The organism is Dactylosporangium sp. NPDC000521, assembly GCF_042898305.1.
Classification (GTDB): Bacteria; Actinomycetota; Actinomycetes; order Mycobacteriales; family Micromonosporaceae; genus Dactylosporangium.
The window spans coordinates 102,935-115,630 of sequence record NZ_JBIAYW010000013.1; the positions used below are offsets into that span (position 1 = coordinate 102,935).

Annotated in this window: 14 protein-coding genes and 1 riboswitch; of the genes, 9 read left to right on the forward strand and 5 right to left on the reverse strand. The window is 71.9% G+C overall.

The genetic code is table 11. The features are described 5' to 3' along the window. Window positions 1-672: 672 nt before the first annotated feature. Window positions 673-1,665: a permease gene (locus ACFY3L_RS35705; RefSeq protein ID WP_389334870.1), complete on the reverse strand. Its 993-nt coding sequence runs from the start codon at window positions 1,663-1,665 to the stop codon at window positions 673-675. A 48-nt stretch (window positions 1,666-1,713) separates the two neighbouring features. Here ACFY3L_RS35705 and ACFY3L_RS35710 point away from each other — a divergent pair, with 48 nt between their 5' ends. Then, window positions 1,714-2,136: an XdhC family protein gene (locus ACFY3L_RS35710; RefSeq protein ID WP_389334466.1), complete on the forward strand. Its 423-nt coding sequence runs from the start codon at window positions 1,714-1,716 to the stop codon at window positions 2,134-2,136. 3 nt (window positions 2,137-2,139) lie between these two features. Here ACFY3L_RS35710 and ACFY3L_RS35715 read toward each other — a convergent pair whose 3' ends face one another. From ACFY3L_RS35715 to ACFY3L_RS35725, 3 genes are all read right to left on the reverse strand, one after another. Further along, window positions 2,140-3,522, reverse strand: a complete 1,383-nt coding sequence (locus tag ACFY3L_RS35715) for a glycine--tRNA ligase (RefSeq protein ID WP_389334469.1) — start codon at window positions 3,520-3,522, stop codon at window positions 2,140-2,142. 146 nt (window positions 3,523-3,668) lie between these two features. Next, the gene (locus tag ACFY3L_RS35720) at window positions 3,669-4,163 is read right to left on the reverse strand and encodes a hypothetical protein (RefSeq protein ID WP_389334472.1); all 495 of its coding nucleotides are present in this window, start codon (window positions 4,161-4,163) and stop codon (window positions 3,669-3,671) included. Between the two features lie 30 nt (window positions 4,164-4,193). After that, window positions 4,194-4,517, reverse strand: coding sequence for an antibiotic biosynthesis monooxygenase family protein (locus ACFY3L_RS35725; RefSeq protein WP_389334474.1), 324 nt, complete (start codon window positions 4,515-4,517; stop codon window positions 4,194-4,196). Between the two features lie 47 nt (window positions 4,518-4,564). Here ACFY3L_RS35725 and ACFY3L_RS35730 point away from each other — a divergent pair, with 47 nt between their 5' ends. From ACFY3L_RS35730 to ACFY3L_RS35750, 5 genes are read left to right on the forward strand one after another with little or no spacing between them, the layout of a single operon-like run. Beyond that, window positions 4,565-4,819 carry a DUF6703 family protein gene (locus tag ACFY3L_RS35730; protein WP_389334477.1) on the forward strand — a complete coding sequence of 85 codons (255 nt, stop codon included), beginning with the start codon at window positions 4,565-4,567 and terminating at the stop codon, window positions 4,817-4,819. Window positions 4,820-4,852: 33 nt separating this feature from the next. After that, the gene (locus ACFY3L_RS35735) at window positions 4,853-5,608 is read left to right on the forward strand and encodes a metal ABC transporter ATP-binding protein (RefSeq protein WP_389334480.1); all 756 of its coding nucleotides are present in this window, start codon (window positions 4,853-4,855) and stop codon (window positions 5,606-5,608) included. After that, window positions 5,605-6,486: a metal ABC transporter permease gene (locus ACFY3L_RS35740; RefSeq protein WP_389334483.1), complete on the forward strand. Its 882-nt coding sequence runs from the start codon at window positions 5,605-5,607 to the stop codon at window positions 6,484-6,486. The genes ACFY3L_RS35735 and ACFY3L_RS35740 overlap by 4 nt, the downstream gene beginning before the upstream one ends. Window positions 6,487-6,506: 20 nt before the next feature. Further along, on the forward strand, window positions 6,507-6,803 hold the full coding sequence (locus tag ACFY3L_RS35745) for an ArsR/SmtB family transcription factor (protein WP_389334486.1): 297 nt from the start codon (window positions 6,507-6,509) through the stop codon (window positions 6,801-6,803). A gap of 47 nt (window positions 6,804-6,850) precedes the next feature. Beyond that, entirely contained in the window at window positions 6,851-7,510 is a 660-nt protein-coding gene (locus tag ACFY3L_RS35750; protein WP_389334489.1) for a hypothetical protein, read from the forward strand. A 283-nt stretch (window positions 7,511-7,793) separates the two neighbouring features. Here the strand turns inward: ACFY3L_RS35750 and ACFY3L_RS35755 are convergent, their stop codons facing one another. Further along, window positions 7,794-9,716: an acyl-CoA dehydrogenase family protein gene (locus ACFY3L_RS35755; protein WP_389334492.1), complete on the reverse strand. Its 1,923-nt coding sequence runs from the start codon at window positions 9,714-9,716 to the stop codon at window positions 7,794-7,796. A gap of 152 nt (window positions 9,717-9,868) precedes the next feature. Continuing rightward, a riboswitch (TPP riboswitch) is annotated at window positions 9,869-9,975 on the forward strand. Between the two features lie 72 nt (window positions 9,976-10,047). On the opposite strand from ACFY3L_RS35755, the gene ACFY3L_RS35760 reads away from it, so the two are divergent. Genes ACFY3L_RS35760 through ACFY3L_RS35770 form a run of 3 tightly spaced genes read left to right on the forward strand, consistent with a single transcriptional unit; the run spans window position 10,048 to window position 12,649 of the window. Next, the gene (locus ACFY3L_RS35760) at window positions 10,048-10,614 is read left to right on the forward strand and encodes an ECF transporter S component (RefSeq protein WP_344511935.1); all 567 of its coding nucleotides are present in this window, start codon (window positions 10,048-10,050) and stop codon (window positions 10,612-10,614) included. 2 nt (window positions 10,615-10,616) lie between these two features. Then, the gene (locus ACFY3L_RS35765; protein ID WP_389334495.1) at window positions 10,617-11,915 is read left to right on the forward strand and encodes an ABC transporter ATP-binding protein; all 1,299 of its coding nucleotides are present in this window, start codon (window positions 10,617-10,619) and stop codon (window positions 11,913-11,915) included. Then, window positions 11,912-12,649: an energy-coupling factor transporter transmembrane component T family protein gene (locus tag ACFY3L_RS35770; RefSeq protein ID WP_389334498.1), complete on the forward strand. Its 738-nt coding sequence runs from the start codon at window positions 11,912-11,914 to the stop codon at window positions 12,647-12,649. The genes ACFY3L_RS35765 and ACFY3L_RS35770 overlap by 4 nt, the downstream gene beginning before the upstream one ends. Window positions 12,650-12,696: the final 47 nt, after the last annotated feature.

Below are 12,696 nucleotides of genomic sequence, written 5' to 3' on the forward strand. Positions count from 1 at the left end.
CCCGCAGGCACCACCACCACCACCACGGCAGCCCCAGCCACTGCCGACACGACCAAGCTCAACGGCGCGGTCACAACAGCACCGCCCCGACCACAACGGACCCGACGACCGCGACCCCGCACGCAGGCACCACCACCGCCGCCACCGCAGGCACCACGGCGGAACGCGGCAGAGTGGCCAGCAGCCCTACCCCGACCGGAGCGAACCCAGCGCCCCCAACCTCCTGCCGCAAACGGCGCGCACGACGCCACCGCGAGCATCACAGCGGGCGCCGATGCGGACGTCACAGCAGAGCTCAACGGCGCGGTCACAACAGCACCGCCCCGACCACAGCAGACCCGACGACCGCGACCCCGCACGCAGGCACCACGGCCCCGCCCGCAGGCACCACCACCACCACCACGGCAGCCCCAGCCACTGCCGACACGACCAAGCTCAACGGCGCGGTCACAACAGCACCGCCCCGACCACAGCGGACCCGACGACCGCGACCCCGCACGCAGGCACCACCACCGCCGCCACCGCAGGCACCACGGCGGAGCGCGGCAGAGTGGTCAGCGGCACCGCCCCGACCAGGGCGGACCCGACCACCACGACCCCGCACGCAGGCACCGCCGCCACAGGACGCGGTGGAGCCGGGCACAGACGTCGCGGCGGAGCTCGACGGCGTGGTCACAGCAGCACTGCCCCGACCAGGGCGGACACGGCGATCGCCAGGACGAACGTGGCCGGGGCGAAGCGGACGGCGAAGCCGCGGCCGAAGATGCTGGCCTGCATGGCGAACAGCTTCAGGTCGATCATCGGGCCGACGACCATGAAGGCGAGACGGGCCGTCATCGAGAACTGCGTCAGCGAGGCGGCGACGAACGCGTCGGCCTCCGAGCAGATCGACAGCAGGACCGCGAGCAGGCCGAGGACCAGGATCGCGACGAACGGGTCGGCGGCGAGGCCGGCCAGCCACGACTTGGGCACGGCGACGGCGATGACGGCGGCCGCGGCCGCGCCGATGACCAGGAAACCGCCGGCGTGCAGGACGTCGTGGCGGACGCTGGCCCAGAACGCCGGCCACTTCCGCATCCCGTCGAGGTGCGCCCGGGAGGGCATGCGCAGCCAGCTGCCCTTGCCGAACGCCTGCCACAGCCACCCCATCAGGCACGCCACGACGAGGCTGGCGAGGGCGCGGGCGACGACGACCCGCGGCTGGCCCGGGAACGCGACGGCGGTCGAGACGAGCACGATCGGGTTGACCGCCGGCGAGGCGAGCAGGAACGCGAACGCCGCCGCCGGGGTCACGCCGCGGCGGACCAGGGCGCCGGCGACCGGCACGGACGCGCACTCGCAGCCGGGCAGGACGACGCCGGCGACGCTCGCGGTCGGCACGGCGAGCGCGGGGTGCTTCGGCAGCGCCTTCGCGAAGAACGACGGCGGCACGAACACGGCGATGACGCCCGACAGCACGACCCCGAAGACGAGGAACGGGATCGCCTGGGTCATCACGGACACGAACACCGTCAGCCAGGTCTGCAGCGCCGGCGCCGACAGCGACTCGGTGAGCGGGCCGCGGAACAGGACGACCACCACGAGCAGCGCGGCGAGCACCTCGACCGAGCCGACCCTCCGCCGCGGTCGGGCGGCGGTGGCCGACGAAGAAGGCTCCTGCGTCATCGTCACGTCTGGAGGCTACCGTCCAGGTATGACAGTTCGGCGAACCGCATGAACACAACACGGGCACTGGTGGCGGTGTTCGACACCCCGGTCGCCGCGCACCTGCTGGACTTCGCGGCGACCCTCGGCTTCCGGGTCGCCCTGGCGGACCCGGGCCTCGACGGTGTGGTCATCGATGCCGGGACCGACGTCGTGGTCACCGATCACGACCGGCCGGAGCTGGGAGTCGTACTGCGGGACGCCCTCGCCTCACCGGCCCGCTGGATCGGGGTGATGGGCAACCCCCGGCACCCCGGACCGCACGTCGAAGCCCTGCGTGACCTCGGTGTCCCCGACGGGGAGATCGCCAGGGTGCACCGCCCGATCGGCCTGAACATCGGCTCGAAGACGCCGCCGGAGATCGCGCTCGCGACCCTCGCCGGGCTCGTCGCCGACCGGAACGGCCGACCGGGCGGAACTGATTTCCAATAAGCGCTAGCAGCCGGGCAGGCGCTCGATCAGGTAGGTCTCGACCTGGTCGAGCGACACCCGCTCCTGCGTCATCGTGTCGCGGTCACGGACGGTGACGGCGTTGTCGTTGAGCGTGTCGAAGTCCACGGTCAGGCAGAACGGCGTGCCGATCTCGTCCTGCCGCCGGTACCGGCGACCGATGCCCTGCGCGTCGTCAAAGTCCACGGTCCAGCGCTTGCGCAGCTGCGCGGCGAGGTCGCGGGCCTTCGGCGACAGGTCCGCGTTGCGCGACAGCGGCAGCACGGCCGCCTTCACCGGGGCGAGCCGCCGGTCGAAGCGCATGACCGTGCGCTTGTCGACGCTGCCGCTGGTGTTCGGCGCCTCGTCCTCGTCGTACGCCTCGAGCAGGAACGCGAGGACGGCCCGGGTGAGACCGGCGGCGGGCTCGATGACATAGGGGACCCAGCGCTCCTTCTTGCCCTGGTCGAAGTACGACAGGTCGACGCCGGAGTGCTTGGAGTGCGTGGTCAGGTCGAAGTCGGTGCGGTTGGCGATGCCTTCGAGCTCGGAGAACTCCTGGCCGCCGAAGCGGAAGCGGTACTCGATGTCGACGGTGCGCTTCGAGTAGTGCGACAGCTTCTCCTTCGGGTGCTCGTAGAAGCGCAGGTTGTCGGCGGAGAGGCCGAGGTCGAGGTACCAGTTCCAGCGCTCCTGGAGCCAGTACTCGTGCGCCTCCTCGTCCTTGCCCGGCTCGACGAAGTACTCCATCTCCATCTGCTCGAACTCGCGCGTCCGGAAGATGAAGTTGCCGGGGGTGATCTCGTTGCGGAAGCTCTTGCCGACCTGCGCGATGCCGAACGGCGGCTTCTTGCGCGCGGCGCTCTCGATGTTCTTGTAGTTGACGAAGATGCCCTGGGCGGTCTCGGGGCGCAGGTAGTGCAGGCCCTCATCGTTCTCGACGGCGCCGAGGTAGGTCTTCATCAGGCCGTTGAACATGCGCGGCTCGCTGAAGGTGCCCTTGTTGCCGCAGTTGGGGCAGTTGATCTCGCTGAGGACGAACGGCTTGCCCTCGCCGTGCTTCTCGACGAACGCCTCTTCGAGGTGGTCGGCGCGGAAGCGCTTGTGGCACGACGCGCACTCGGTCAGCGGGTCGACGAACGCGTCGACGTGGCCGGAGGCGACCCACACGTCGCGGGACAGGATGACGGCGGAGTCCAGGCCGACGATGTCGTCGCGCTGCTGGACCATGGTGCGCCACCACTGCCGGCGGACATTGTCCTTGAGCTCTACGCCGAGCGGACCGTAGTCCCAGGCGGAGCGGGTGCCTCCGTAGATCTCGCTGGACGGGAAGACAAAGCCGCGGCGCTTCGCGAGGCTGACGACGGAATCGATGCGATCGGCGGCCATGGTTCCTCCTCGGCCTCACGGCGACTGGCTGTCGGCAAGGCGTGATGAAAGTCGGTCAAGACGGGTAAACCGTCAACGTCCACGTCGACGGTACGGTTACGCCCGGGCGAGCCGCACCAGATTAACCGCAGGGCCACGCGGCGGGATCAGTCGACCCCTCCGCAGATCACCCACCGGGTCGTCTGCTGCTGCATGGTGAAGGTCATCAGCGTCTCGGGCATCCCGCGGCGCTTGACGGTCGCCGGGACCTGCACGAGGTTCACGTCGACCCGGTCCTCGTGCACGGCATAGGCGAGGATCTCGGAGCCGCGGTAGTGGCTCTCGTACCAGGCGACGCTGTGGCTGCGCTGCAGCTCGGGGCACAGGTGCCCGCGGGCGGTCTCGTACTTGGTCGCCTGCACGGCGCCCAGGTACTCATCGACGACGCTGGCCAGCTGGGAGCGGGCGACACCCTCCAGGCCGGAGAGCAGGAGCCCGCCGCCGAGGACGCCGCCGACGCAGCACAGGACGAGCACGAGCCCGCCCACGCCGAGGCCGATCCACAGGCCGCGCAGGTCCCGGTCACGGGGCGGCGCCGCGAACGGCGTCACCACACCGGGGCCGGGTGGCGGCGCCGGCACCTCGGTCGGCGAGGGCATCATGCCCCCAACAGTAGCCAACTACCCCGTCACCTATGCGCGGTCGCTCGCGGTGACCGTGAGCGCGCCCCCGGGGGCGACCTCGGCGAGCTCCTCGAACGCCGACGGCTCGTCGAGCGACTGCGCGAGCAGCGGCGTCGCGTGCATCTTCACGTCGAAGTTGGACAATGCCCGCCGGTACGCGCCGACAGACTGCCACTCGGTGACGATGCTCCAGTGCGTCGGGTCGTCGAATGCGCGGGCCAGGCGTCCGCGGAGATACCCTGGGCAGGCCGCGAGCGCACCGAGCGCGGCGTGGGCCCGCTCGACGAAGCCGTCGTCGTCGCCGTCCAGCACGAACCTTGTCACCACCAGCATGCCGCGAGCATACGGACGCGCGTCCGGACCATGAGGAGCTGCCCGAGATGACCCAGCGTGTTCTGTCCCGGCTGGGCCGGATCAGCCCGACCGCGGCGTTCCTCGGCGTCGGCGCGCTCACGTTCCTGGGGCTGGTGCTGCCGGGCGCGCTGGGCGCCGCGGTCCTGCTCGCCCTGGCCGCCGGCGCCGGGTGGCTGCTCGCCAAGACGTGGCGCCTGCACCCGCCCCGGGCGCGGGTGATGCGGCTGGTGGTCCTCGGGCTCGTGGTGGCCGTGGCCGTCGTGAAGCTCACCTCAAGTTGACAACGATTCCCATTATCAGGCACGCTCGGCAGCGTGGTACTTGAGGTGGACCGGGCCGTCGTCGCCTACGACGGCCGACCAGTGCTCGACGGGGTGACGCTGAGCGTCGCCGCCGCCGAGGTCGTGGCGATCCTCGGCGCCAACGGCTCCGGCAAGTCCACCCTCGTGAAGTCGGCGCTGGGTCTGGTACCCCTCGCGAAAGGCGAGGTCCGCCTCTTCGGCACTCCGCTCAAACGGTTCCGGTCCTGGCACCGCCTCGGCTACGTCCCGCAGCGCGTCGGCGCCGGCAGCGGCGTCCCGGCCACGGTCGGTGAGGTCGTCGCGGAGGGGCGGCTCGCGCGGCGGGGGTTCCTACGCTTCCCGTCCCGCGCCGACCGGCGCGCGGTCGAGGAGGCGCTCACCGCGGTCGGGCTCGCCGACCGGGCCCGCGAGCCCGTGTCGGTGCTGTCCGGCGGGCAGCAACAGCGGGTGCTCATCGCCCGCGCCCTCGCCGGCGGGCCCGAGCTGCTGGTCCTCGACGAGCCGACGGCCGGCGTGGACGCCGGCAGCCAGGAGGCGTTCGCCGCCTGCCTGCACCGCTTCGCCGACCAGGGCGGCACCGTCGTCTTCGTGGCGCACGAGCTCGGCCCGCTGCGGCCGCTGATCACCCGCGCGGTCGTCGTGCACCACGGCGAGATCATCCACGACGGCGCGCCCCCGGAGCCCGCCGGCCACCACGCCGAACCGGGTCACGACCACGTCCACCCCCACGCCGCCGTCGAGGCGCCCGGCCTCCTGGGCAGCGCATGAGCTTGTTCACGTACGACTTCATGATCCGCGCTCTCGTCGGCGCGCTGATCACGGGTGCGTCGGCGCCCGCCATCGGCATCTACCTCGTCCAGCGGCGGCTGTCGCTGATCGGCGACGGCCTCGGCCACGTGGCGCTCACCGGCGTCGGGTTCGGCCTGCTGCTGCACCAGTCACCCGTGCTCATGGCGGTCGTCGCGGCGGCCCTCGGCGCCGTCGTCATCGAGCTCGTCCGCGAGCGCGGCAAGACCTCCGGCGACGTCGCCCTCGCCATGCTGTTCTACGGCGGCATCTCCGGCGGCGTCGTCCTCGTCAACCTGTCCGACGAGCAGAGCAGTCGCAGCCTCGTCACGTACCTCTTCGGCTCACCGCTGACGACGAGCCGGGAGGACCTGGCGGTGATGCTCGTCCTGGGCTGCGCGGTGCTCGCCGTCGCCGTCCTGCTCCGCCCGTGGCTCTTCGCCGTCTGCCACGACGAAGAGTACGCGCGGGTGTCCGGCCTGCCGGTCCGCGCCCTCAACCTGGTCCTCGCCATCACGACCGCCGTCACCGTCACCGTGGCCATGCGGGCCGTCGGGCTCCTGCTGGTCAGCGCCCTCATGGTCGTGCCGGTGGCGACCGCGCAGCAGATCACCCGCGGCTTCAAGGCGACGATGCTCGTGGCCGTGCTGCTCGGGCTGACCGTCTCCGGCGGCGGCATCTGGATCTCCACCGAGGCCGACACCGGCCCCGGCGCCACCGTCGTCCTGCTCGCGATCGCCGGCTTCTTCGTCGTCACGGTCGGTGGCACGATCTGGAGGGCGGCGCGCCGTCGTACAACAGCCGGAAACGCGACGGAGGAGCGCTCCACACCCGAGGTGGTGCTCGACCGTGGTTACTGACAACGGTTACCGTTGCGCACATGTCGAGCATTGAGGGTTACGAAGCGGCCGGCGAGCTGTTGCGTGCCCTCGCCGCCCCGCTGCGCATCCGCATCGTGACCGAGCTCGCCGGCGGCCCCCGCTGCGTCCACGAGCTCGTCGACACCCTCGGCGCGCCGCAGCCGCTCGTCTCGCAGCACCTGCGCGTCCTGCGCGGCGCGGGCGTGGTGCGGGGCTCCCGCCGGGGCCGCGAGATCGCGTACGCGCTGACCGACGACCACATCGCCCACATCGTCGCCGACGCCGTCTCCCACGCCCGGGAGTCGAACGGCTCCTGATCGCCGCACACAGTGCGGTCACAGCACCCTTCCGTCAGGCTGGAACGGTGAAGCTCTATGCCGACCGTGCCCCCACCGCCCTGCGGCAGTCCCTCACCGACGTGTTCGTGGTCGTGTGGGCCTACGTCTGGGTCAGGCTGGGGATGACGCTGTTCGACCTCATCCAGAAGCTGGCGGTGCCCGGGCAGAAGCTCGAGAGCGCCGGGACCGGACTGGCCGACAACCTCCAGGGCGCCGGCGACAAGATCAACGGTGTGCCGGGCGTGCCGGACTCGGTCGCCGCCCCCTTCACGAGCGCCGCGAACGCCGCCCGCTCCCTCGCCGACGCCGGCCACCAGCAGCAGAACATCGTCAACGACCTGGCCTGGATCCTGTCGGTCCTGGTGATCGCGGTGCCGGTCGCGACGCTGGTCCTGGTGTGGCTGCCGCTGCGGATCCGCTGGATCCGCCGGGCCGGCTCGGCGGCCCGGCTGCGCCACGCCACCACCGGCCGCGACCTCCTGGCCCTGCGCGCCCTGGCCACCCAGCCGCTGGGCAAGCTGGTGAAGATCGACCCGGAGATCGCCGCCCTGTGGCGCAAGGGCGACAAGCAGGCGGTCGAGGCCCTCGCCAGCCTGGAGTTGCGCAGCCTCGGCCTGCGGCTGCCTCCGCTATCAGCACAGACCACTCCCGGTGATCGCTCCAATACCCGTTTGGAGATCAATTAGGTGGGGTGAAGTAGCGTGTTGATGAAGCGGAACGCCGACGCGCCGCCCGGCCCGGTGCCGACCTCGGATCGCCTCTGAGCCCGGCCCTGGTGGAGCGACGACGGCCTGATCGAAAGCACCCCGCCCGCGCGCGAGACGCGGTCGTGGGGGTGACCAGAAGCGCCGCGGGCACGGGATGGTCAGCCGGCGACCCGGCCGACCGCCCACGCGCATGGCGGCCGGAACGCCGCGGGCGCGCATGGCGGCCGGCCGGAGACCGGCCGACCGCCCGCACGCGGGGAGGTCACAAGCGGCGGCGGACGTCCTCGGCGGCCGACGCGCCCGGCTCCCAGGCGGCGAGCCACGGGCCGGCCGCCGCGGCCGAGGGCGGGATGATCCCCTCCTCCAGGGACAGGTAGCGGCCCGCGATGACCCGCTTCGCGGCGGCGGCCTCGACGCCGTCGGCGTTGTCCCACAGGTCGCGGAAGAGGGCCTCTGCGCGCAGGGTGGCCTGGCGGCAGAACAGGTCCGCGAGCTCGACCCCCTCGGGCCGGGTCTCGCGCTCGCTGCGGGCCTTCACGCACGCCGCGGACATCGCGAAGAGCTCGGCGCCGATGTCGACGACGCGGCCGAGGAAGCCCTGCTTGTGTTCGAGTTTGCCCTGCCAGCGGGCCATGCCGTAGAAGGTCTCGCGGGCCAGGCGGCGGGAGGAGCGCTCGACGTACCGCAGGTGCTGGGCGAGGGGGCCGAATTCGCTGAAGCCGGACGGCAGCTGGCCCTTGCCGGTGACCAGGGTCGGCAGCCACCTGGCGTAGAAGCCGCCGGCCCGGCCCGCGGCCTTGGCCTTCGCGCCCAGGCCGGCGTCGGGGTCGATGATGTCGCCGGCGACGGAGAGGTGGGCGTCGACGGCCTCGCGGGCGATCGCCAGGTGCATGATCTCCGTCGAGCCCTCGAAGATGCGGTTGATCCGCACGTCGCGGAGGATCTGCTCGGCCGGGATGGGGCGTTCGCCGCGGGCGGCCAGGGAGTCGGCGGTCTCGTAGCCGCGGCCGCCGCGGATCTGGACCAGCTCGTCGGCGACCTTCCAGGCCAGCTCGCTCGCGTACAGCTTGACCAGCGCGGCCTCGATGCGGATGTCGTTCTGCTCGTCGTCGGCGAGGCGGCAGGACAGCTCCAGCATCGCCTCCATGCCGTACGTGGAGCCGGCGATGAACGCGATCTTCTTCGCGATCGCCTCGTACGAGCCGATCGGGCGGCCCATCTGGACCCGTTCCGCGGCCCATTCGCGGGCGACGTTGAGGCACCACTTGCCGGCGCCGACGCACATGGCGGGCAGCGACAGCCGGCCGGTGTTCAGGGTGCTCAGCGCGATCCGCAGGCCCTGCCCCTCGCCACCGATGACGTTGGCGGCGGGCACCCGCACGTCGTGGAAGCGCGTCACGCTGTTCTCCAGGCCGCGCAGGCCCATGAACGCATTGCGCCGCTCGATCGTGACCCCGGGCGCGTCACCCTCGACCACGAACGCCGTGATGCCGCCCCGGTGCCCCTCGGAGCGCGGTACCAGCGCCATCACCACGAACAGCGTGGCCAGGGTGCCGTTGGTGGCCCAGAGCTTGACCCCGTTGAGCAGGTAGTCGCCGTCCCCGGTCGGCACGGCGGAGGTGCGCAGGTTCGCCGGGTACGAGCCGACCTCGGGCTCGGTCAGCAGGAACGCGGACACCTCGCCGCCGGCGAGCCGGGGCAGGAAGCGGGACTTCTGCTCGTCGGTGCCGACCAGCTTCAGCGGCTGTGGCACGCCGATCGACTGGTGCGCCGACAGCAGCGCGCCGATCGACGGGTTGACCGACCCGACCAGCGCGAGGGCGCGGCAGTAGTCGAGGTTCGACAGCCCGAGGCCGCCGTACTTGGTGTCGATCTTCATCCCGAAGGCGCCGAGCGAGCCCAGGTCGCGGAGCACCTCGTCGGGGATGCGGGCGTCGCGTTCGATCTGCTGTCCGTCGACGCCGCTGATGTACGAGCGGAGCTTCGCCAGGAACACCTGGCCTTCGGCGGCCTGCTTGTCCGCCGGCGGTGGGTCGATCAGGTCGAGGCGGAATCGGCCGAGGAACAGCTCCTTGCCGAAGCTCGGTTTGCGCCACTCCTGCTCGCGGCTGGCCTCGATGACCTTGCGCGCGTGTTTCTCGGTGTGCGTACTGCTAGCGGTGGGCGAGGAAGCGACCTGCGTCATTGCGGCACCCCCAGGTGTCAGTCCAGTACCGACCAGGCTATTACCCGCCAGTAGCAAAGGCCATGCCTCGCGGAGAAGGATCAAGCGCCGTGATTTTCACGACGGGGACCTACGAGCGGGAATCGTTCACTGTTACCGTCGGGAAACAACTTCACATCCGACAGGGGAGCGCACAGCGCTGAGAGTGCGGCGAGAAAGCCGCAGACCCTCGAACCTGATCTGGGTAATGCCAGCGCAGGAAGCTCGGTCACCTCACGCCCGCGCCACGTCCGCACCAGCGGCGTGGCGTCGCGACTCCTTCTGGCTCACCCCCGGACCAGGAGGCACCGAAGTGGAAACCCGTTGGCGGACCGTCGACATCATCGTCGCGTCGGTCATCGCGGTGGCGTTCGCCGCCGTGTTCTACGCGTGGAACAACCTGTGGAACGCCATGGAGAGCGTCGCCCTGCCGTGGCGCGCCTTCATCTACGGCGTGTGGCTGATCCCGGGCGTGCTCGGCCCGCTCGTGATCCGCAAGCCGGGCGCCGGGCTCTACACCGAGTTCGTCGCGGCGCTGGTCTCGGCCCTGTTCGGCTCGACCTGGGGCCTCGGCGTGCTGCTGTCCGGCCTGGTGCAGGGCGTCGGCGGCGAGTTCGGCTTCGCGTTCACCGGATACCGCAGCTTCAAGCTCGGCAATGCGCTCGTCGCCGGTGCCCTCGCCGGGGGCGGCGCGGCCCTGCTGGACCTCAACATCTACTACGGCGCGTTCAGCAACACCGACAAGGCCCTGTACGCGGCGATCGTCATGGCCAGCGGCGCGGTCATCGCCGGCGCCGGCTCGTGGGCGCTGCAGCGCTCGCTCGCCACGACCGGCGTGCTGGACCGCTTCCCGTCGGGCCGCGAACGGGCCGCAGTCTGACGTTGAGCACCGTCGAGTTCAAGGGATTCGGGTGGCGGCATGCCGGGCGCAAGGCCTGGGCGGTCCGCCACTTCGACCTGCGGATCGAGCACGGCGAGCGGGTCCTCCTGGCGGGCGCCTCCGGCGCCGGCAAGAGCACCCTGCTCGCCGCGCTCGCCGGCCTGCTCGCCGAGGACTCCGGCGAGCAGGAGGGCGAGGTGCTCGTCGACGGCGCGCCGGCCCGGCAGCGCAGGGCGGGCACCGGCATCGTCTTCCAGGACCCGCAGACCCAGCTCGTCATGAGCCGGTGCGGCGACGACGTCGCGTTCGGCCTGGAGAACCGGGGCGTCCCCCGCGACGAGATCTGGCCGAGGGTCGACGCCGCCCTCGCCGCCGTCGGCTTCCCGTACGACCGCGACCGTGACACGGCCCAGCTGTCCGGCGGTGAGCAGCAGCGGCTCGCGATCGCCGGCGTGCTCGTGGCGCGGCCGCGCCTGCTCCTGCTCGACGAGCCGACCGCCAACCTCGATCCGGCGGGTGCTCAGCTGGTACGGGCGGCGCTCGCGAAGGCCCTCCACGACGTCGACGCCACCATGATCCTCGTCGAACACCGCCTCGAGGAGGCGCTGACCCTGGTCGACCGGGTGATCACGCTGGGTGAGGAGCAGGAGCCGCTCGTCGTGCCGCACCGTCCGGGTGCCGGCCCCGGTCCGGTCCTCCTGACCGCGGAGCGGCTGGCACTGCGGCACACCGGCAACGTCGTCGACGAGGTCGTCCGCGCCGGCGAGGCCCTGGTCGTCGAAGGCCCCAACGGCGCCGGCAAGTCGACCCTCGCGCTGCTGCTCGGCGGGCTGACGAAGCCGGACAAACCCGGCCGGGTCGCCTCCCCCGGCTTCGCGCGGCCGCCACACCGCTGGCGGGCCTCGACGCTGGCCGGCCGGATCGGCTCGGTGTTCCAGAACCCGGAGCACCAGTTCGTCACGTCGACCGTCCGCGACGAGCTGCTTCTCGGCGGCCGCGACCCGCGGGTCGTCGACGAACTGCTGGCCCGGCTGCGCCTCGACAAGCTCGCCCTCGCCAACCCGTACACCCTGAGCGGCGGCGAACAGCGCAGGCTCAGCGTCGCCACGGCTCTCGCCGCCGCCCCGGACCTGCTGATCCTCGACGAACCGACGTTCGGCCAGGACCCGCGGACGTGGCGGGAGCTGGTGGACCTCCTGGCGGACCTGCGGGACGAGGGCCGTGGGCTGGTGATCGTCACCCACGACCGTGACCTCGTGCGGGCGATCGGCGACCGCCGGCTGCGCCTGGACCGCCGATGAGCGACTGGATCAGGAAACGCGACGCGACCGCGAAGCTCCTCGCGGCGGCGCTGCTCACCGCCGCCGTGCTGTCGACCGTCGACCCGTTCGTCACCGCGGTCGCGATCGCCGTCGAGCTGGCGCTGCTGCCGCTGACCGGCCTCAGCGCCCGCCAGCTGTGGCAGCGCGGGTGGCCGCTGCTGCTGTCGGCGACGGTCGTGCTCGTCTTCACGGTGCTGCTCGGCGCCCGGACGGGCCCGGTCGTCGGCACCGTCGCCGGCTTCGACGTGCACGAGCCGGCGCTCGGCTACGCGCTGCGGCTCATCGCGATCGGCCTGCCCGGGTTCGTGATGTTCGCGACGATCGACCCCACCGACCTCGCCGACTCGCTCATCGCGCACCTGAAGGTGCCGCCGCGGTTCGCGATCGGCGCGCTCGCCGCGTTCCGGCTCGTGCCGCTGCTCACCGACGAGTACCGGCTGATCCGCCTCGCCCGGCGGGCCCGCGGCATCGACGCCGGTTGGAACCCGGTCGCGCACCTGCGGCTCGCGGCGTCGGCGACGTTCGGGCTGCTCGTCGGCGCGATCCGGCGCGGCATCCGGCTCGCCACCGCGATGGAGGCCCGCGGCTTCGACCGGGGGCAGCCCCGCACCAGCGCCCGCGAGACCCGTTTCGGCTGGTCCGACGGGTCGGTCGTGCTGGCCGGCGCGACCCTCGCGACAGCATTGATCTTGCTGAAGTTCGTGCACACATAGCCACGTCGCTACCTGATGTTCGTTCAGGCCGTCGAGATTCCCCGGTG